The sequence below is a fragment of the Nostoc mirabile CHAB5784 genome (assembly GCF_020829645.1).
Lineage (GTDB): Bacteria > Cyanobacteriota > Cyanobacteriia > Cyanobacteriales > Nostocaceae > Nostoc > Nostoc mirabile.
Genome location: NZ_JAIVFS010000016.1, coordinates 26,240 through 47,374, shown reverse-complemented (window position 1 = coordinate 47,374; position 21,135 = coordinate 26,240). Strand labels below are relative to the sequence as shown.

At 39.9% G+C, this 21,135-nt stretch carries 18 protein-coding genes; 9 read left to right on the top strand and 9 right to left on the bottom strand.

Annotation, left to right across the window (positions count from 1 at the left end; genetic code table 11):
• Positions 1–69: 69 nt before the first annotated feature.
• Genes LC653_RS13015 through LC653_RS13000 form a run of 4 tightly spaced genes read left to right on the top strand, consistent with a single transcriptional unit; the run spans position 70 to position 6,453 of the window.
• Positions 70–1,848, top strand: a complete 1,779-nt coding sequence (locus LC653_RS13015) for a type IV secretory system conjugative DNA transfer family protein (protein ID WP_229494875.1) — start codon at positions 70–72, stop codon at positions 1,846–1,848.
• Positions 1,849–1,858: 10 nt separating this feature from the next.
• Positions 1,859–2,341, top strand: coding sequence for a relaxase/mobilization nuclease domain-containing protein (locus LC653_RS13010; RefSeq protein WP_229494874.1), 483 nt, complete (start codon positions 1,859–1,861; stop codon positions 2,339–2,341).
• A 51-nt stretch (positions 2,342–2,392) separates the two neighbouring features.
• Positions 2,393–5,671, top strand: coding sequence for a DUF3854 domain-containing protein (locus LC653_RS13005; RefSeq protein ID WP_229494873.1), 3,279 nt, complete (start codon positions 2,393–2,395; stop codon positions 5,669–5,671).
• 5 nt (positions 5,672–5,676) lie between these two features.
• Complete coding sequence (locus LC653_RS13000; RefSeq protein WP_229494872.1) at positions 5,677–6,453, top strand: hypothetical protein; 777 nt, start codon at positions 5,677–5,679, stop codon at positions 6,451–6,453.
• Between the two features lie 222 nt (positions 6,454–6,675).
• Here LC653_RS13000 and LC653_RS12995 read toward each other — a convergent pair whose 3' ends face one another.
• Positions 6,676–7,464, bottom strand: a complete 789-nt coding sequence (locus LC653_RS12995; protein WP_229494871.1) for a sensor histidine kinase — start codon at positions 7,462–7,464, stop codon at positions 6,676–6,678.
• 441 nt (positions 7,465–7,905) lie between these two features.
• Here LC653_RS12995 and LC653_RS12990 point away from each other — a divergent pair, with 441 nt between their 5' ends.
• A complete protein-coding gene (locus tag LC653_RS12990; RefSeq protein ID WP_229494870.1) occupies positions 7,906–8,562 on the top strand; it encodes a response regulator transcription factor in 657 nt (218 codons plus the stop codon).
• Here LC653_RS12990 and LC653_RS12985 read toward each other — a convergent pair whose 3' ends face one another.
• The 7 genes from LC653_RS12985 to mobV all read right to left on the bottom strand — a co-directional run bounded on the left by LC653_RS12985 (position 8,563) and on the right by mobV (position 15,508).
• On the bottom strand, positions 8,563–9,156 hold the full coding sequence (locus LC653_RS12985) for a DUF6753 family protein (RefSeq protein ID WP_229494869.1): 594 nt from the start codon (positions 9,154–9,156) through the stop codon (positions 8,563–8,565).
• Positions 9,156–9,854, bottom strand: coding sequence for a hypothetical protein (locus tag LC653_RS12980; protein ID WP_229494868.1), 699 nt, complete (start codon positions 9,852–9,854; stop codon positions 9,156–9,158). The genes LC653_RS12985 and LC653_RS12980 overlap by 1 nt, the downstream gene beginning before the upstream one ends.
• Before the next feature lie 8 nt (positions 9,855–9,862).
• Positions 9,863–10,903, bottom strand: coding sequence for a nucleotide-binding protein (locus LC653_RS12975; protein ID WP_229494867.1), 1,041 nt, complete (start codon positions 10,901–10,903; stop codon positions 9,863–9,865).
• A 168-nt stretch (positions 10,904–11,071) separates the two neighbouring features.
• Positions 11,072–11,398: a hypothetical protein gene (locus LC653_RS12970; protein WP_229494866.1), complete on the bottom strand. Its 327-nt coding sequence runs from the start codon at positions 11,396–11,398 to the stop codon at positions 11,072–11,074.
• 100 nt (positions 11,399–11,498) lie between these two features.
• A complete protein-coding gene (locus tag LC653_RS12965) occupies positions 11,499–12,068 on the bottom strand; it encodes a DUF192 domain-containing protein (protein ID WP_229494865.1) in 570 nt (189 codons plus the stop codon).
• Between the two features lie 2 nt (positions 12,069–12,070).
• On the bottom strand, positions 12,071–13,693 hold the full coding sequence (locus LC653_RS12960) for an AAA family ATPase (protein WP_229494864.1): 1,623 nt from the start codon (positions 13,691–13,693) through the stop codon (positions 12,071–12,073).
• Positions 13,694–13,801: 108 nt separating this feature from the next.
• On the bottom strand, positions 13,802–15,508 hold the full coding sequence (gene mobV, locus LC653_RS12955; RefSeq protein WP_229494863.1) for a MobV family relaxase: 1,707 nt from the start codon (positions 15,506–15,508) through the stop codon (positions 13,802–13,804).
• A 1,375-nt stretch (positions 15,509–16,883) separates the two neighbouring features.
• Between mobV and LC653_RS12950 the strand changes: the two genes are divergently transcribed.
• Together LC653_RS12950 and LC653_RS12945 are read left to right on the top strand one after the other, a co-directional pair.
• The gene (locus tag LC653_RS12950; protein ID WP_229494862.1) at positions 16,884–17,378 is read left to right on the top strand and encodes a hypothetical protein; all 495 of its coding nucleotides are present in this window, start codon (positions 16,884–16,886) and stop codon (positions 17,376–17,378) included.
• Positions 17,379–17,380: 2 nt separating this feature from the next.
• On the top strand, positions 17,381–18,610 hold the full coding sequence (locus tag LC653_RS12945) for a ParM/StbA family protein (protein ID WP_229494861.1): 1,230 nt from the start codon (positions 17,381–17,383) through the stop codon (positions 18,608–18,610).
• A gap of 222 nt (positions 18,611–18,832) precedes the next feature.
• Here LC653_RS12945 and LC653_RS12940 read toward each other — a convergent pair whose 3' ends face one another.
• A complete protein-coding gene (locus tag LC653_RS12940) occupies positions 18,833–18,985 on the bottom strand; it encodes a hypothetical protein (RefSeq protein WP_229494860.1) in 153 nt (50 codons plus the stop codon).
• Between the two features lie 346 nt (positions 18,986–19,331).
• Between LC653_RS12940 and LC653_RS12935 the strand changes: the two genes are divergently transcribed.
• Together LC653_RS12935 and LC653_RS12930 are read left to right on the top strand one after the other, a co-directional pair.
• The gene (locus LC653_RS12935) at positions 19,332–19,742 is read left to right on the top strand and encodes a hypothetical protein (protein ID WP_229494859.1); all 411 of its coding nucleotides are present in this window, start codon (positions 19,332–19,334) and stop codon (positions 19,740–19,742) included.
• 199 nt (positions 19,743–19,941) lie between these two features.
• Entirely contained in the window at positions 19,942–20,316 is a 375-nt protein-coding gene (locus tag LC653_RS12930; RefSeq protein WP_229494858.1) for a hypothetical protein, read from the top strand.
• Positions 20,317–21,135: the final 819 nt, after the last annotated feature.

Below are 21,135 nucleotides of genomic sequence, written 5' to 3'. Positions count from 1 at the left end.
AGAGACATTTTTACTTCAAGAATTTTCGACTAGAGCAAAACTTGTAGACCTTCGATTTCCAATACCTTTATGAACAAGTTTTTAGCGACAACTAACACAACTACTAGTCAAAGATTTCGATTTGAGCAATTGCAGAACCCTCATGACAGCATCGGCAAATACACTCATCATTTATTTACCCCCAATGGGCTAACAGTTTTGTCCTTACTTGGTGCTTATATTCTGACGAGGGTGTTTTTTGGCGATGGTAACAAAAAGAAAATCGCTACCAGTTATTGGGGTGGTGGTAAAGAAACTGCTACTGCTCAGAAAAAAGCCATCTTGCAAATTGCCAATCCCCAATGTGATAGTGCGGCACTTTACATTGGTAAGCATCAGGGAAAAGGTGCTAATACTACTTTTTATATTCCTGATGTGCAACGAGGTACGGCAGTCATCGGCGCTCCCGGTAGTGGAAAAACATTTAGTGCCATTAACCCGATGATTTACTCGGCAATTGATCAGGAATTTCCATGTATAGTTTATGACTTTAAATACCCTTCTCAGGCGAAAGTTGCTGCCTATGCTAAATATAAGGGCTATGATGTTCACATCTTTGCACCTGGATTTCCTGAATCTGAAGTTTGCAATCCTCTAGATTTTCTCCGGGATAGTAGTGATGCCGAATCGTCCCGACAAATTTCCACTGTTATCAATAAGAATTTCCGACTTCTGGGCAATTCAACTGAAGATGGTTTCTTCGGGCCTTCAGGGGATCAGCTGACTCAGGCAATTCTGATGTTAGCTAAAGAGTTCGGTCAATTCGCAGATGTTATGACTTGCGCCGCGATACTTTCTAGTGAGCAAATGGTCAAACGCCTCATGGCTGCTTCTCTCAATCCTTGGGTAAAAATTGCCTTTGGGCAACTGTTCAGTTCTGCTGCATCTGAAAAGACTGTTGCAGGCATTGTTGCTACCGCCAGTATTATGTTTACCCGATTCATGGCGAAAAACACATTAGGATGCTTCATCGGCAAGACAACTTTACCTTTGGAAATTAGAGGAAAGCAAATGATTATTTTCGGGTTGGACAGAGAGCGCCGGGATGCAGCAGGGCCTCTCATGACAAGCATCTTACACATGACCATCGCTCGAAATATTGCTTCTAAACGGAAAGATCCACTCATCGTTGCACTGGATGAATTACCCTCGATTTACTTACCTGACCTGTATAGATGGCTCAACGAATCACGCTCTGAGGGGTTCTGCGGTATTATCGGCTTCCAAAATATGGGGCAGCTTGAGAAAAATTACGGTAAGGATATTGCTAAGGCTATCCTTGGCGCTTGCAGCACTAAATTCATCTTCAATCCTGGTGAGAACGAGTCGGCGCAATTGTTTTCCAGCTTCTTAGGTGATGAAGAGATTAAGTACAAGCAAAAAAGCCGTTCTACTGGGGGTAAAAATAATAGCACGAGTATCAGCGACCAAGAGAAAACTAGAAAGCTTTTTGAATCGGCTCAATTTCTTAAGTTAATTGCTGGTAAATGCGTTTTCATTAACCCTGCTTATGCTAATAAAAAGGAAGGTTCAGTTCCACTGTTAAAAACTATTAAAATTTCTCAAACTCTCAAAAATATTGAGAAATACAATCAACTTAAATGGGCAAGAATTGTCACTTTACTAGCTAGAAAGAGTACACAGAAATTTCCCTCTCAGCAAGATTTAGCTTTGCGAGTTAAGCAAGTTGAGTTACGCTTCCCCATTCCCCAAAATCCTCAAGCTGTTTCTAATAATCCCGGTCTGACATCAAAAGACGTTGGCAGTATGGTTAATCAAGACCAAGTTCATTCTGATATCGGGTTTTAATATTATGAAAATGACTATTGAAGAATTGAAGATTGATAATTTTGACTTAATTAAAACTTTATCTCAACAGTATATTCTCGCTAATGGTAGTTTCATTGACATTAATCTTCCTCTAACTCAAATCATTGACGATTTTAATACCTTGTCTGGAACTAGACCAAGACTTAAGAGTTTGGGAATCTATATTGTCATCAGTTTGAGAAATATTTATATCAAGCTAAATCAACAATTATGTATTCAAATTGTTAATCAATATATTCACGGTATTGGCTGGCATGATTTGCAATACATTTGTTTTGTTAATATTAATCCAAGTAACGTTTACATTCATATTGTTTTTAATCGGGTTACACCCCAAGGTAAGCTCATTGATATCAAATACTTGGGGGCTAAGTGGCAACAATATGAGGTTTTACGTCAATCTTGTTCTCGGATCTTAGAAAACCCTGTTAATAATAAATATTTGCAAATCCGCTGCAACTGTTGTTCCTAAACAAGAGTACAGCACAAGGCACAGTGTATAAATAAATAATTAACAAAAAATATGTTTGATGAACGACATCTACAACTCACTTCCGCTTACGCTAGAGCTAGTCAGCATTTTATTAGAGCTTTTATTTATCCTTTAGGAGAGTTTATTTATAAATCAATAGAATCAGCTATTGATTTAAAATGTCGAATTGAAATAGGAGAAGAAACTTATTTCCTTACTCCTGATGAGGATGGTGGTTGGAAATGGTCTAAAGGTAACTTTGAAGGTGTAACAGATGAGGAAATAGAACAAGTAGAAGAGATGTTGGCATATTTATTGCCTAAACTTCTCCCCGGTAGTAATGATATAACACCACCGAATTTTCCTCCTGATCCTGATTTACCTCCAGTTTTACCCAACCCGAATTTTCCCAAAAACCTTCCTCCTTCGGGTACAGTCGTTGACTTTTTAAGTATACAAGTTGAAAGCAATAATACTCTGGAATATCAATATTTTACAAACAGAAATGATTCCGTCACGGATGCAGGTGAAATCAAAGATATATCATTTGCTCTTATTGTAGATAATTCCTCCATTTTAGAAGAAGATGTTGTGCAAAAGAATGACATTCATGAAGACTATGAGCAGAGTGAAGTGATTAATTCTCATGAAATTGGCGATGAGCATTTAACAGTAGAGTTGATTAGCGACCAGAAAATCCCAATCAGTAGTGAAAAACTTAACCCACAAAATACTCAAGATATCCCGGCTCACCCAGAACATATTGATCCACAACATTGGCACGAGCTAGTAGTAGGCAGTGCGATCTCAGGAGAGATTGCACATCTCAACTTCTCTAGTCTTCATTTTAGCTATGTCGGTGGCGAACATGAAGCTTGGGAACGGCTCATGATCAGCGACAAACTCTCACGTACAAATACAGGTAGCCTGTCCATTAGGCTTCTAGAACTCTATTCCAACTTAGATGCGGGTGGTTGGTGGTGTAATTCAGGAGTAGACCCGCGCACATTTGCTAATCTTAACCCTGGTGAGCAACCTCAAGTTAAAGAATGGGGATGTTATAAGCCAAATCGCCCCAGACCCAAAACCGTAAAAAAAGATGGTAAATATGTGGTGGTTGAAGGGAAATTCGTCAAATATGAGCATCCACCATCGGTAGAATTGAGTATTTTCCTGCTAAATGTTCCGCTCGTTATTGCCCAAAATATTTACTCAAAGGCTGGAGTAAACCCCACCGATAGCGATCGCTTGAGTGGTTTTTGGTATTGTGTGTGTAAACATAACATTCCCATCACCATTACCGAGGGGGCCAAAAAAGCAGCCAGTCTGTTAAGCCAAGGTTACGCAGCCATCGGACTACCGGGAATTTCCTCCGGCTATCGCTCACCTAAAAACGAGTGGGGCAAGAAAATTGGTGATTCCTATCTGGCAGAAGAGTTAGCTGTTTTCGCTACACCTAGTAGAGAAATCAAAATCTGCTTTGATTATGAAACGAAGCCTGAAACTAAGCTCAATATCCAAAGAGATATTTGTCAGACAGGAAACTTATTGCAAGAATTTGGTTCTGTCGTGAAGGTAGTAACGCTGCCAGGCCCACACAAAGGTGTAGATGATTTTATAGTGGCACAGGGAGGAGAAAGTTTTGAAAAGCTATCTGCCGGGGCTATATCTCTAGAGTCATGGCATCAAAATCAACTTGATAGTTTACGTTTTACTATCAAGCTCAAAGATGGCACAGTCAAAACAATTGCTCAACAAAAAGGAGACTCTACTGTGACAGATGCTCCCGAATTAGAACCAAACATGAATGTATTTCACAAGAATCGTCGTCAACCATCTATTGACCTTGGTTCACAAATTATAGATATAAAAGTTATTGATTCAGACATTATTCATATAGATGTTGCCCCTGAGCCAGCCCAGCCAACTGAAACTCCTGTAACTAGTTCTTCTTGGGCTAAAAAAGAAAATGTTACACTTTATGAGCCTAATTTTTTTAGAAAGCGCTTGTCAGCTAGCGAGAATAAACAAATAGCTTTTGCTGCTTATACTTTGTTAAAAAAATATGGTGTTGAGGCTAAAGATGAACAACAGCAGACCAGTAGCAAAATCTACCATGCTGATGCTTTTGTAATTAAGAATCATGGCGCTGATAAATACAGTATCTATCGTCGTCATGACGATGTAGAGTTAATGACTTTTCAAGCTGATAAATGGGGACACGTAGGCAATATTAAACTTTCTTACACAGAAATAGAGGATGAGCAAAAAACTTGGATAGAAAAACAAATTAACATTCTGCCTATTGAAAGGCAGGAGTTTTTGTTAGTGGCTGACTACCTCAAAGCTGGTAAAGAATTGCCCTCTGTTGATGAAGACCCTCGCCAAATAGCCTCTGTCGTTGGTTCAGTCTCTCCTAAAGGCACACACAATATTTTAGAAAGTTTCAAAGAAAACGAGGTATTAAAAATTCTCACACAAACTATTACTAGCTTCGAGAAAGACGATTTAATCTTGGGCAATTACCGGATTCTTTTTCGGCAAACCACTGACAATACATCTACTCTGCAATTACTCAAAACTGAACACAATGGTACTACTAGGGAAGCTGTTCGCTTTCAGTTTGAGAAAACTGACACTGGTATGACTCATCAAGTCCAAGCGATGGCTATCACTGAAGGTGATTTGGAGAAGTTAAGATTATTGGCTCAAAAACTTCACATTAATTATCAAGGCTTGTTCGGCGACCCGACACACACCCCCGATCTCGACTTGTCCCTTCATCCCGAAATTGCCCGTAATTTAGATTCTCAGCAGCCATATCAATCTACGCCGAATGGCACTGATAGCACAACACAATCACACAACAAGAGTGCTGTATCACGCTCAACTACACCAACACCTAAAACCACAACACCATCACAACCAACAAAACGACCCAAATTTTCTTCTGGGTTAGATAACGTTGTACTACCACTGCATCCTATATTGAAACAATATTGGGAGCAGTTAGAAAAAGATAGTTCTTGGAATGAGGTTGTAGCTCAAGGACATTCAGAATTTCAATCTAAAATTCAGCAAACTGGAAAATTAACTGTTGGTGAACAGCGTGAACTTTACCAGAAAATTCTACTTCAAAGTCAAGTCGTGCAGCGCAACAAAGGGCAAACGAATATCTCACTTCCTCCTTTGAGTGATGTGATTCAGGATTTGCTCAATACTCGTAGCCAGATTATTAACAATACCTATACGCCCAAGGTTGAAGTACATTTGCAAAAATCTCACACTCCGCAACAACCTACTACTAATTCACAGGAATTAGAATTGTAATACCTATGCAATCTAGCTCAGTGGCACAAACCATCACTATCATCAACCGCAACAGTGGCTTTTCTGACAACCAAATGGCCTACAGACTGGCGCTGATGATGGAGAAACACCCACCTTCACCGTCAATAACCCCCGCACTAGACCCCACACAGCGCGAAAATATTATTGGTGAGGTGAGAAATACTTTATCTGTGTCCCAAAATGCTCAAAGTACTGAAGATTACAGGCAATCCCTTAAGGAAAAATACTACCAAGAGTACGCTCAAAAATTTGGTTTAAATAAATCCGAGGAAACACCTGATATAGATAACTCAACAAGAGTTGAAGATTTGATCAATGAAAAGAAAAAGACATTCTTGCAGCAGATATTAGAAACTAAAGGGCGCAAACTGCCTTTTGTTGACAGCCAACAGTCAAAATCGGTTGAGAGTGAAAATGATGAGGTTGCTAAAAAGTCTCTCATTCCTGCACTGATGAATATTGTAGTCACAAAGGGACAAGATACTATTGGCGGTCGAGTCTATGAAGGCATGGCTTATCGATTAAATTTGTTGATGAAAGAAGGTATGCAGCGTCTGACTGTTTGGCGCAAAAGTGATAATCAGAGTGCTTTTAGTGCTTATAAAGTAGATGCTAAGGAAGAATACAAGGTAATACACAATCACCTTTCACCACAAGAAACACAAAAGCTGATCAACTTTGATATTAGACAGCAACAGCAACAGCCACCGTCACAGCAACAACAAAACGAGCGATCTTCTGACGGCCCAGAGTTAGACTAACTAAAATACCCGACAAACAACCCAAGAATGTACGCACTTACTAAAACATATCGCTTCGTCACCCGCTCGAATTGTGACCAGGGCGAGATGATGACAGCTAATACTATGTAAAACAATGCTTGTAGAAAATCGTTGTGGCCCAGTTTGATGATTGCCGCTATCATCAAAGCCACAAAAATTAGAAATTCAACTCCTGTTTCAATCCTGTCCCAAAGTTTCACATCATATAGGTAACGCATCTTGTAACCTCTGTGACTTGGGCAACATCCTATCATCAATCCCATAAACCCCGTTATCTTTGTAAGGAAATATAATGGTGAATTTAGTTCCTTGTCTAACTACTGAGTTTACGCTTATCCTCAAACCATGAGCATGAGCCACACATAAGGCGATGTACAGTCCTAGTCCCATCCCTGATTGATGTAATAAATTGCTATTTGGCGATGAGCTACGCTCCACCGTAGACGATTGCCATAACGGGATAAATATATTGGAAATTTGTTCGGCGGCAATCCCACAGCCGGTATCTTCAATCTCAACAATTAAATCATCTTCTTGATTGAGCAGCCTTAAAAAGATATCTCCTCGCTTGGTGTACTTAATAGCATTTGTCACAAGATTACACAGCATTCTGTCAATACTTATGCTGTCACCTTGTACTTGCGTTCCATGCTTGTATGTTACTTGTGTTTCATAGTGGAGATTCAAGGAATGATACTGCGCTATTGGTTTGAATCGAGAATAATTATTTTGTAAAAAACTTAACATATCAAACTGAGCTACTGTTACTGGTCTAGCTTCTTGAGAGACTCTGTTAGCTTCAACCAAGCTCATACCCCGGTCATTAGTATCCCGTAGGGCTATCAGAAATGGTCTGATTTCTTCTAGAGAGTATCCATAAGCGCCATCAATTAACTGGTTTACAATCAACGATGCCCCTTTAAAAGAATTTGACACATCATGGAGTAAGGCTGAGAAATCCAACTGTTTGCTTAAAACTTCCTGTTGCATAACTATGCTACCAGCGAAAGATTGTTATTTTGGCTACTTTTATGAATAAATGCTAATTATGTTTAGAAATTTTAGGTAAGAATTCAGTCCTTCTGAATTCAGGAGTCAGAACAGTAGAAGAATCAGGGACTCATTTGACCCATAAATGTACTTGGAATATCAAACCTTTTATAAATTCTGACTTCTGACTCCTGTACATGGATAGCGGGGCGTTTAGCCCGTGCTGAATTCTTACAATTTTAGAATATTTTTATTTTAACCATCAAAGATTTTCTATACAAGCAAGTTTTAATACTAAAAATCTTTTTTCATTTATTTAGCAAGAATTTTTCTTACCTGCTTATATTTTATGATTACATACACAAAAAGTAAAATACTTAATATCAATAACTATGTTATAAATATTTAAGTATCTTACAGCCGAAGTAATTAAAGCCCTATATGATTCGATTAGTAATTATTGAGGATGAGGAGCTAATCCGATTAGGAATAACTACTGCTATTAATCAACAACCAGATATGCAGATGGTAGGGATTGCTCGGACTGGGAATGAAGGAGTTAAACTAGTTGAAGAGTTAACTCCTGATGTGGTATTAGTAGATATTGGCTTGCCTGATGTCTCTGGGGTCGAAGTCATTAAACAAATCAAAGCCAATACAAGCAACATTAAGATTGTTGTTCTTTCTTCTCATTATTCTCAGAGTATTGTCCAGTCTGCTTTAAATGTAGGGGCTGATTCTTACATTCTCAAGAAGAATAATGTTCCCCTGATTTTAGAAGCAATTAAAACCACCTTCTACGATAGCAAGTCTTTTTTTGACCCTGATATTAGCCGACATAATTTTTTTTTCCAGCAGAAAATTAAGGGGAAGACTTACCAAGATCATCTTAGCGCCACTGAGATGCAAATTATCTCTTTGATGGCAGCTGGTTTTTCTAATAAGCTGATTGCCGAGCAGTTATTTATTACTGAAAGTACCGTCAAAGGCCATATTAACAAGATTTTTGCTAAGTTAGATGTCAGGGATCGCGTCAATGCTCTGATTGAAGCTAGTAAACTTGGATACATCGAACAAGATTACCTGAAAGTAGGTTAGCTACTTACTCACTTGAATTAAACAATAGCCTTGGGTTTTACTCTGCTGTGTTTGACAGGCTTCAATTGCTGCTTGATTTTTTAAGATGATTTGATACATCTGTTTCCCCTCTTGGGATTTTGCCCATTGGAGAATCTTGATCTCGTTACGTGAAACTACTACTGACTGATTTGTTCCTAAGTTTGAAACAACATTCCACGTTGTCAAGGAACCCAACAAGGTACTGCCAGCCGCTACTAATCCACACACAAGAGATACTGTTCCCAATCCCCAGCCTCCCTGCACTTTCATACCTGTGCCGATGGGCTTGATTTTTTTGATCTCATCACGCACGGCACTAGAGACAACTGTATAATGCATTGACTCGGCTTGTTTGCTTGTCTTCTCCAGTTTTTGGTCTATCAGTGCTGCCCACGCTTCTATCATTGCCTCCATTCTTGCCTGGAGGTCTATCATCGTTTCTTCATATCTGCCCAGTGTCGCCATCATCCTAAACGTTGGATCGTCTGGCGTAATTCCTAGTTGATATGCCCCTTCAACTATGCGTTTTTGTTCTGATGGGGAGTAGCCTTGTAATGTGTCTTGTAGTGTCATCAATCAAGCCCTAGATATTTAATAGCCAAATTATTATTCATCACTGAATCACGAAACTTTTTAATCCACTGAAAAATGAAGCTTCTCCAAAATAAAATTATTGATAGATCCTGACAAACTTGTGAATATGGTTTACCAGTCTTTTCCATCGCTTGATAATGATGACGATGTAGAGCCATTAATTCTACTTCTGTCCCTCCTATTATTAACAGCTTCTTCCGTATATTTTCCTCATATTCTCTAAATTCTGGCGCAAAATGGTAATTTTTCACCACCACGTAGTTAGCGTTATTGGTCGCGTTCTGGATGATTTCATTTAAGTAATATATACAGTCTTCCCTGTGAGAAATAGGTTGAAGAAATGTTAAATTCCAACCAAATTTTACTACAACCTCAAATAAGCTAGCACTCTCGATATATTGAATTATTTTTTCAATATCTTGTCCGGGCATATCAACAATCATCACATCTAGCTCAGGATGATTTAAGTCATCTGTTATTGCATCAGCATCGTCATTTGATAAATTAAACTTTTTAATGGTTGCTAATTGTTCATAAGCCTGAAATACAGGGAATGATTCTTGGTTATAAACCTTTATCCGTTTTCCTTGTTGGGCTAACATTTCTAGCAATAGCTTGATAACTGTAGACTTACCCACCCGCGCATCTCCTACAGTTATAATCATTCTCTTTGACATATTTATTCCTATTCAGATAAAATCTTCTCTATGCCAAATAAATCTTTTTTTGGCTTTATTTGCCCTTTAAAATTGTTCAGCCAGCTTAAGACTCTACCAAATACAGACGGATATTCATCTTGTTCAAGTCCTTGTCTAAATGTCAGATTTTTAACATCTAAATAATCGTAGGATTTTTTCGCTAGTTTTGGCATATTTATACTTGTGAAATCATGCCCTGTTGCTTTTGCTTGCTGTTCAATTGCTTTTATTTCTTTTGAACTATCATAAAAAGTAAATTGTTCTGTCTCTCCGTAAAACAAGTTTTTTACTATTACATAATCAACACGAACGCCGCAAAAACTATATAGTTCTAGTAGTTGATTTATACAATCAATTATTGTGCTAATAACTACTACTATCGTCACCTGCATCTTACATTTATTATTTATTACATCTAAAAACCCCATCTCGGTTATTAAAATTTTTAAAGTTGGCAGAAATTGTGATGGCGTTTCTAGTAGTATTAAAGATTGTTCATCTTGATTTTTCCCAGATTCATTTGATTTTGGATACACTAATTCTTTTAAATTATCTACAAATTCATCTAATTTATCTGAGTTAGATATATCTAAACGATGAATGTTTGCAGCTTTTTCATAAAATCTGATCAAGTGTGGATTAGAATTATCTGCGTCTAACCCAACAAATTTTACTGCGTTATCGATGTAAGTTTGCGCTAATCCTCTCGCAAACGTTGACTTACCAACACCTCCTTTATCTCCTGTCACCATTACTAATCTTCTTAGTTGTTGGGGATTATTTTTATTGTTGTTATTTCCATTATTGTCTGTGGTTGCTAAATTCTTAGGGTTTGTATTAATAGGGACTGTTTCTGTCGTATCGTTAGACAACGGCTTAGTTGGCTCTGTGTTACTAGTGCTTATTTCTGGCAAAGTGCTACTCATATTTTGGTCGTTTTCTTCAATGTGAAATGTCATTTTCTTTGATTCCTTTTGATATTTATTATTTTTTACTAAGAAGGGGAAAAGGGGAACGGGAAAGGGCACAGAATTTAGAACTTTTCCCCACAAGGTATAAAGCCCCTGTTTTTAAATCTGGAGAGCAAAAAAAAGAAGATTTTTGAGACACGTAGTGCGATAAAAAATTAGCGTCTTTATTTGAAACAAGAGCTTTTAAGTTACTGTTTCCCTTTCCCCTTTCCCCTTTCCCCCTCTTCATAGATACTGTTTTTGAAATATCGGTCGGATTGTAATTCTTACCCAATGCAAAAAATTATTAATCAAGTCCGCTTTTACAATCGTCTTCAAGCTATTGATGGCTGTAAAATTTAAAGTTTTTATTTTTACTACCTCTTCTTGAATAACTACATAACGTTCTTGACTGTGAATATTCATCAGTACTACCTTTTCATTATTTAGTTCTGCTGCAACGATGTTGAACACATCTTCGGCAAATATCTCTAGCCCTAATGGGGTAGAGATTACCCGCACCATGCTACCCAAAGGGTGATCAAATTCCCAATATGTCCATATTCTTCCCATAAATAGATTGCCATATTTGATTCAAGACATGAAGCTATTTAGGTACTGTTTTTTTCAGTACTATAGTTTCTTGATTTTTAAAAAATACGTTATAAAATTACTAGCGATTATTTTTGGTTCTCAAAGAATTGCCTCTGTCAACACTGATATTATTCTTAGGCAAAACTGATAACGGTTGAATGTTGAGCTTGTCCCCTACTTTGATATTGGCAGCGCCACGGACAAGCTCTAGCACTTGATCGGCAACTTTCCCCTTGTAGATGGGACAAGGGGTTTTGTGACACGGTTCGGCATTGTAAATCGCAGTTGTCACCACATTGTCCTTAAGATAAAAGATGTCTAATGGAAAATTTACGTTGTACATCCAGAAAGGCACGTTGTAAATTTCTCCTCCCAGGTTGAATAACATTCCGCGATCGCTGTTTAAGGATGCTCGAAATTTCAGCCCTTTCTCTAATTGCTCTGGTGTAGAGGCGACTGAGAGGTTAAATGTGCGATCGCCTTTCGTGAGAATGTGCGTAACTGGTAAATCTTGGGGACGAGTTTGGACGTAACCGATCGCTACAGTGCCAATAATAATTGATACTCCAGCAACAGGGCCTAGTATATTCAGTAACTTGAAAGCAGCAACGTATAAATCCTTTTCGGAATTAATCTTTAAAGTTTTCATGATCATCCAAAAATATCAACATTGCCGAGACTATATATAGATGAATCGATAGGGCTAGATGGTTGACCTTGCAAAGCCGCAATGTTACGCATACTTTCAACTCGGTCAGCTTCACGGATGGACAGAGGATTCATACTCTGCCTTGCAGCCAGCAATGCCGATAATGTAATCTCAAGTGATGGCAGTTCGCTAGCTGGTGCAACATCATCACCAAACATTTCACAGAAACTAAAGACGGCGGCGCGTTCTACAATGGCTTGAATCTCCGCCCCCACACATCGCTGTGTAGCTTTGAGTAACCTTTTCCATTCTTCTTCGCTGTACCCATCGCCCCGATCGTGGAAACGAGGATCGAAACGGGCTAAGTGAATTTTGAATATTTCGTGCCGTTCGCCATAGTTTGGGAGATCCACCTTGAAAATCTCGTCAAAGCGCCCACTTCTGGTTAGCTCTGGTGGTAGCCATTCAATGTTATTGGCAGAAGCGATAATTAAAACCTCACTAGTACGCTCTTGCATCCAGGTCAGCAACATCCCCGCCAAGCGCTTGGATAAATCATCATCCCCAGCAAATCCTTTGTCGAAGTCGTCCAAATACAGGATTACACGGTTAATTCGGTCTACGAGTGCGAGTAAATTCTTGAGCTTATATTCAGCAAGATTGCCGTAGCTGCGGAAATTCCCCCACTCCAAGATAATCAGAGGTAGCCCCAATTGTGCCGAACAAGCTTTAGCCGAGTAAGATTTTCCTGTACCCGGTGGGCCGATTAGTAAAATCCCCTTGGGTAAGCGCAGATTATACGCTTTCGCCAGTGTTGTTAATAACCGCTTATAAGTTTTAAATGCCTCCTGCATCAGTTCCAGCCCCCCGATAGGAGTGCTAGGCGGTTGGAGAAATTGAATATTATAAATTCGCTTAAACAGTTCGATTTTGTAAGCGGACAGTTTTTCTACTAACTCATCCGGTGTAATTTCATGATTTGCAATCGCCTGTCTAATTCCATAGTCAATGTCTGCCAAGTACATGCCTAAGCCGGCGATCGCTGTCGCATGAATATCGCTGCGGCTGTAATCAGGTAATACTTGAGCTAAGTAACTGCTTATTTCCTCTATAGCTGGCAGTTGTTGCACAATGGTGGGAACTTCGGGGGCAATGTCAGATGACACAGTGGCGTTTGACCCTAAGAGAATCGCTGTCTTGTTGTAAGAGTGATTGCACAGCTTCAGGTTAATGAGGGCTGACTTAATCCACTCGGAAGTCAGAAAGAAATCGGGGTCAGTGGTAGCTGACCCCAGCCAGGGGAATATACCTTCTAGTATCAGAATTCCTGATAAATCAGTAGTTTTCCAAAACCGCAGAATTTCAAAGTAATGTTCGCGCCTGCTTTTGATGATCGCCTGATACTGGTCAACAGTTTTTAAACTTAATCCCTCCTCATTAGTAGATAATTGGTGTAGCGCATCATCTTCCAGCACCCACAGGTAACAGTTAATGTCCAGGCGAAGGCATTCACTAGCTAGATTGATGAGCAGGCTGATCCTCTCTTGCAATGGAGACTCGACAGCAATCAGCTTATTGTTAAGCTTAATTAATCCAAATACTTGCTTGATTAACTCATTATTCATTAAGGTTTTAGCTAAATTTCACCCCAATATTATTGATAGCTAAATCTCTTTACTAGCTACTTGAGTACTGAAAAAATCGGTACTAGAGTAGCTTGACTTTTAGAATAACTATAGTTCTAATTCTTGATTGTTTTGTTGTGAGTGTCGTTGTTGTAATTGACGAGAGAAATTGACTAACTGCGTATTCCAATCCCCAGTTTCGCACTTGAGTAACTTCGAGTGTGGCAGTAGTTGTTTAACAGCCTGTGCCACTGTTGGTTGACTAAAAGCTACCTGTACATGAGTCACATTACGTAATCTTTCAACAGGTAAATTTGAAGTGTCATCTACTGCCATGTAAACTGTTCTGTTTTCTGGTATTCCTTTAACCTGATATTCCAGCATGGCTACTGAAATGGCATCAATAGGAGAGTCAGACAGTACAGCAGTGCTAGTTTGTTCGCTAGGCTTTTTCCCCAAAGTAAAGTAAAACCAGCTATCACGGCGAACTGTACCTAACTCATATCCAGAGAATTTATTGGTTGTACCTTCTAAAAATGCTCCTTTGGTCTTTCCGTTGAGATCCCGCATCACAAACACTACATTTGCTTTTGAGTCGGCATAAACTAGCCCCTGGTTATGTAACATTTGTACGCAATCATCAGGTATGCTTCGTTTCTGTTTGAGGTAATGTTCAACGCCTGACCAGTTAGCTTTATCCTCAACGGGTGGGGTGAATTGGGGTGCTGGTTGAGTTTGGATAATGTCAGCCGCAACTTTTTGAGCATGAGCCTGAGCTGCACGTTTTGCGCCGACTTCACCAAATCTCTCCCCCAGCCATGCGATCGCAGTTGCTTGGTTGCATTGATTAACGTGCTTGACTAAATCGATAGCACTATTACCCCCTAACGAGGAACCATTGCCAAAGTCAGTAAATTGAGAGGCATCTATATTAATGATGTGGTTTCCTCCTACCCATTCATTCCCTTTACGCCACAGTCCCAATTCCCAAGCAACATCATCCAAAGCTAAATCAGTTGACCACTCGGTAAGCTTTTGTAATTGTTGATTATCTTGCTCTAATTGTGCAATTTGTCGCCGTAACTGTTCATTTTCAAGAGCTAGAGCTTTGGCTGTAGCTTCCATCTCTTGCTTACGGTGATTCGCCCTGTCCCGGTCGGCAGCTTTAGCCTTCAATTGGTCTGCACTTAGCTGATCAACTTCTAAGTCGCGCCCCTCCTCCACAATGCGGTAAAAGTCCTTGATGTTCTGGTGCTGCGCTCTACTTCCCTTGATACCCCGCTCTAGTCCAATTAGCCGCATTGTCTGGTAGTACGAATCCTGAAATTGTTGGATCTTCTGCCGCCCGTCAAAGAAATGATTGCACCGTAGCTGCCCCTGATCATCAAGGGGGACAAAATAAGCGTGAATATGGGGTGTGGCTTCATCCAGGTGTAACTCGGCGCGGACAATGCGAGATCCATATTCATCCGCTAACCACTGGTGAGTCGCTTCTAGCCAATCATCCAACTTTTGTGGTTCATAGTAACCGGCTTGGGTGGGGCAGTCGGGACGGAAATAACTGGGCGATGCACTCAACAGTAACTCCACGCAGTACACCGCATCAGTGCGAATCTTTCGTCTTTGTTCATGCTCGGCAATTTTGGCTAAGACTAAATCCTCTAGTCGTTCCTCTGGGTTGAGGCTACCGATGAACCGAATATTTTTTTGAGTGGGATCTGCATTAGGGGTTTCTCTTTCTCGCGCGGTGTGAGATGCACTCCCTGATATGTTACCCCGCTTTAATTTTTTTAGTCGCGCGATCGCGTATGCCATTTTTTCTTTACGCTAAAATTTGGAAATACAAGTTTTTGGGCTGACTGACTGAGAAACAAATATTACTCAAATTATTGCTGTTTTTTCTCGATTTCACGCCTTTTTTAAAGCCAAATCGCTCAAATGCGAAAATGGGTAAATAACCGTAGTAGGTACGACTATTTTAAGCCGCCCTACAGCATTTCACAGGCAATTCTCCCGCTATGCCCAAGATTCCCTTAGTAGCATAGTCACTGTTGACACAATTTTAGCCTAAGTAGATAACATCCGACTTTCTGTGATTTGGACTAAAAAACCACGCAATAGCAAGGCTTTCGGGCTGTTTACCTGTCAATAACTCTTGATTAATGAGAATTAATGGGCTGCTCACAGAATTTTTTTGAGAATTACTCAAGGTTTTCAAAGCCAATTCAGAATTTTTGGGAGTTTTTGTAGTGCAAAATCAACAAGCTTGTAGTACGTATTCTCAATAAGACCCAAGCTTATTGAGAATAAAAACATGGCAAAAAAGTGGCTGTAACTGATTAATGATAAGACTTTCAAGAGAAAAAATGCAAAAAGAGTGGACGGCCAAGGGGACAGAAAACGGCATTTCTTGTCCCCTTGGCCGTCCAAACGAAAGTCATGAAATCTAGATATTTCCAATTCGGGCTTGTGTGAGGACGGCCAAGGGGACAGAAAACGGCATTTCTTGTCCTTTTGGCCGTCCAAATTCATAGTATTTATTTTTACTAAAAGCGTACTGAAAAAGAAAATAAACCCGACTTAAATAGTGTAGATTCAATATTTTGAAGGAATTGCGTTATGAAGTCTAAAGAAAATGATTAAATGAACAAGTAGAAATAAAATTTAAGCACTTCAACGAACAGGAGTCAGGAGTCAGGAGCCAGAATTCAGAATTGAATTCTGTACGAGTGGCAGATGAATAAACGGGTTTAAGTCCTCCATTAAATTAGAGATTTAGGGTCTTTAATAAGTGGTGGATCTGAATTTCCCACTCATGAATTCTGACTTCTGAATTCTGACTTCTGAATTCTTCTTCAAGATTACTTCATAGATAAAAAAAGTGAAATTGAAATCCCTCAAGGCGAAAACTATTGAAACTAAATTTTAAGAAAAATAAAGTTCAGCAGCATTAAAAATAAAGTGTCATAATTTTTAAGTAAGAATTCAGCACTCAGGTGGTCGCCGAGCGCAGCCGAGGTGAGTCAGAAGTCAGAATTTATAAAAGGTTTGATATTGCAAGTAGATTTATGAGTCAAATGAGTTTCTAATTCTTCTACTGTTCAGACTCATGAATTCTGACTCCTGAATTCAGTCCTCCTGAATTCTGACATTTCTAAGACCTGCATTACCTCTGTGAGAAGCATAAAATATGGCAGAGATAGAACAAATAAGAGTTTCGATTAAGCGCCCAAAAGATAGTTTAGATGGAAAAGTGGTTGGCTACATAAGGTCAAATCCATTTGGTTTAGAAGCAGATTATTCGCAAGTTATAACAGCAACGCTAAAAAACCACTGGCTACCTCTTGCCTTGTTTTCTTCAGGACTGAGGGGAGAAGAATTAAGGCAGATTGGCATTTGGGCAATAGGCCAGTTAGAAGCGCAAATTAGTGTAATTCGGAGAATTTGTGGGATAGTACCAGACCCGCTAGTAGTGACCTCAAATACATCAATGCAAGCATCAGACATAGTGGCATCGGATAGTCCATCTATCTTAGGAATTATTTCCGCAGATCAGCAGATAAGCTCTACTGATGAAGACGATGAAGAAGATGACGATGACGATGAATTTCTTTCCTCGCAAAACTATCAAGAGATGACCGACATTAAGCGGATGTTTGGCTGGGACAAACAAAACGGGGGCTGAAGATGAATAAAAAGAATAATTCTAAAGACTACACAAAAGTTGCGATAACTATTGATTTAGGGACAAGTTCTCAGAAGGGGATAGCACAGATTTATCCAGATGGGGTTCCAATAGTTTTAGCAATGGAACCAGAAATAGCGGATTTAGGGGTAGAGTCAATAGAATATTTGTCAAATCAACTTGTACAAGATACGACGGTGTGGATAGGAATTGGGGAAGAATACTATGTCTTGGGAGCATTAGCCAGAAGTATGTTCGCGGGGACATCAGCCATTAGAGATTTGAAGTATCAATATGCCTTACCGAAAGTAGCAGCTATGTTATGGTTGGCAATTCGGCGGCTGGGAGTGAAAAACCCAGATATAGAGCTATACGTACATTTGTTGTTGCCAGTGGGAGAAGCATCGGATGGGCAAACGCTCAGAGCAAAACTAGCACAGAACTTAAAAACAGGAATAATCACGCCAACAGTCAGGTTAAAAGCAAAATTACGTAGCTTTGATGTCAGTCCAGAAGGGGCGGGTATCATGGCATATCGCAGTCGCAACGTCAACACAAACTATTTCCAAAAAAGTATAGGAATGCTGATGTTAGGCTATCGTAATGCCAGTTTTATTCTGTCGCATAAGGGCAATGCAATAAAAGCTGAATCTACAGATTTAGGGATGAATTGGGTGGTGCATCAGTTTGTAGAACGTACTGCTGTAGGTTTATCAAAAGATGACTTACGCCTAATTTCAGCCTTAGCCGAAACCACGAATAACAATTTTGATGCACTGCGGTTTCTATCGCGCAAAACTAAAATCGAAGAAATCAATGCTGATATGGAGTTGTTTTGGCGGATTTTACCGATAGTTCGTAAAGAGTACTGCCGTGCTTTATGGCGCTGGTTGAGAAATATTGCTCAAATGGATGAAATTTTAGTTTGTGGTGGGACAGCATCCTTTATACGCCAAGAGCTAACCGAACATTTTGATTGTGAAGGCATCCCCATTTGTTGGAATGGCGGAATGGAACTACCTAAATATTTAGACACAATGGGATTAGGTGATAGGATAGCCGATGCTTGGGCATCCCATATTAGCCATATCAAGTTTTTGGATCATGAATTTAGCTATGACCGCCAAGACAAACCCCTAGTTCCTGATTATTATGTTCAACCATTCAATAGTTCTAAACCAGACACGGAGATTTGGCAAAGGAACGGTTATATCACTACTAGCCAAAAATAGGGTGTTGGGTGTAGTGAAGACGGCATTGGACTGAGATTGGAACTCCGACCAATGCAAACCAGAGTGAAAAGACAGGGCTTGTAACGAAGAAGGTTGTTGGGGCTATTTCCAACCTGCAACCCCACACCCTACACCCCACACCCCGCCCCAACGGGGCTTGGCCAAGGGATTTAGACTAGTTTGCATTTGTACGACAACTGTTGCGACTAATGCTGTCTGATGTTAGACAGAATGTCTGTCTAACATTGCCAAAGCCAATAAATGTAAGGGTTTGGCTTTGAATGGTGTTTCCCTCCGCAGGCGATCGCTCTTACCAATCACAGAGTCTGTTTCAACACCGCAGTACTGTTCAAAACCATTGAAGCATATATCCAAATCCTAGAAAAAAGGGAGTATATTTAGCCTCAATTGACTCGCGCAAGATGGTTGGGTCAAACAATAAACGCGAACAATTAACCTTAGTCAACCCCTCTGGGGAATTCAAAATTCAAAATTATTAATTCAAACATTTTAGACAATCATCGGGGACTTGAACCCCCCACTGATAGCAACGCGGACTCGCTTTCCGCGTTAGCGAGTCTTCGAGCGTCGCGTCTTGTAGACCACTGAATAAAATTCATCGGAGGCAAGAAATAGTGAATTAATTAATTTAAAATTATTCTTATTCTTCCTAACATAATTTTGAATTTTGAATTTTGAATTCAAACAATGGTCAACTGATATGTCAAAGACGACACAATTACAAGTACAAGAATTAGCCCGCTTTGCCCAAGAGCAAGACTTCAATCAGCAATATCGTCAGTATTTTGGCGATGTCTGGGAAGAAGCTGGAGTTAAAGATATCTCCAAAATGACCATCCAAGATGCCGAGCAAACCTTGAAGGTACTAGCTGATAGTGAAGCATCTCCCCAATTCATCAAATCTCTACTAGCACAAGCAGCAATTGATGGTGCTACACCGCAGGTTTTGGAGTATTTCTTGAGTAGTGACATTGACGGCGATGGGCGGACTCTGGCACAAGAATTATTTCAGGATGGGACGAACCCATTGCAGCCGGATACACCCCAGCCACCACCCAAGGCACAGGTTTTATCTCCATCTCCAACTGAAGATTTTGACTGGGAAATATAGCATACATTCTCAAACTTTACTAGCAACCTGAGTTTTGATTTTTTCAGTACTCAAGTTGCTAGTTCTTTTTTGAAAGCATATTTAAACTTCTTAAGTTAGATATGAGTTCCATTTTTCAAAAAGCACAGTAGGGTGTAATTGACGTAATCGATTACACCTGTTCCCTCAACTAACCCAACAATTAAATGAGGCCATATTTATGACTTTATTAGGTATTGATAAACCCACCAATACAATCCAAGTAAAACTGTGGGATGAAAAAGATTTATCTACAAGCGATCGCCGCCAAGAGCATCTAGAAATTCTCCTGTGCCAAAAAGTACAAATAGGTGAAGACCCTGCCTTGTGTGAACAAGTTTTGAATTATCTATATTTGTCGGCATTTCAGCAAAAGCTCAATCGCATTACTGTCCAAAAGGAAAAAGAAAGGTCAGTATTTACCTCCCTACAGCAAGTGATTATTACGTCTTTTGCTATTTTAGGGATGTTTGCGTTCCTTGCTGCCGCTTCCAACAAGTCAGTTGTGCGATCGTCTCGGGTAATCCCTCCAGCTATAGAACAGCAAGCCAATTAACCAAACAATTCGCTTTTTTGCCCAGTCGCAATACTTCGGCTACGCTCAGTACAAGGGGAGCAATTGCGGATGTAAAAGGATGCCACTAAAAAGCTGAAAGCGCTGTTTGATGTGCGATTCGTTCAGTCAAAACCTGAAAAGGAGGACGGCTGGCTTTGGTTGAGTAACCCATTCCAGGGTAGAGTTCGCACTTTAATCCTCAACCAATGACAACTCAATATCCATATAGGTGAGGAAATCTAGCCGAGCCAGCAGCTAAGAAAGCTAGAAGAAAAAAGGGAAAGATTGAAGTTACCAACTTGAATTATAACCCAATCAAAATACACCAAGTCCTACTATCCCGGTGCGGGATTAAAAGCACACAAACTACCAATTTGTATTGGTAGCCCCTACATCCAAGACTGATTATCAAAGGTGTAAAGCGGGGGTGAAAGCAGGAATAGGCGGTAATAGCTGAAAGCGTCTACTGCAAGCAAGAGTCTATGGGTAGAACAGGCAAAGTGTCGTTTGAACCACCGTTAAGCGCTGCCAAGGGTAATAAGCTAGTGGTTAAATACCACACCTCTTGGGTTGGAAATAACCGACAAAGGTAGAGACTATCAGGATTATCCGACCGTGATAGCGCACCACTCATAACCTCGATGGATAGACACACCCTAAAGGCTCAATGATGGATATTGGGAACGAAACAACCCTTCATGTTCTCCTGAAATTGGTAACAGGTAGGCATCAGCCATAAGGCATGAAGGCGCAGGATGACTCAAGAAGCAAATGCCTAACCCGAATTAACGGGTAATGCCTTAAAAGGGATGGCGTAAC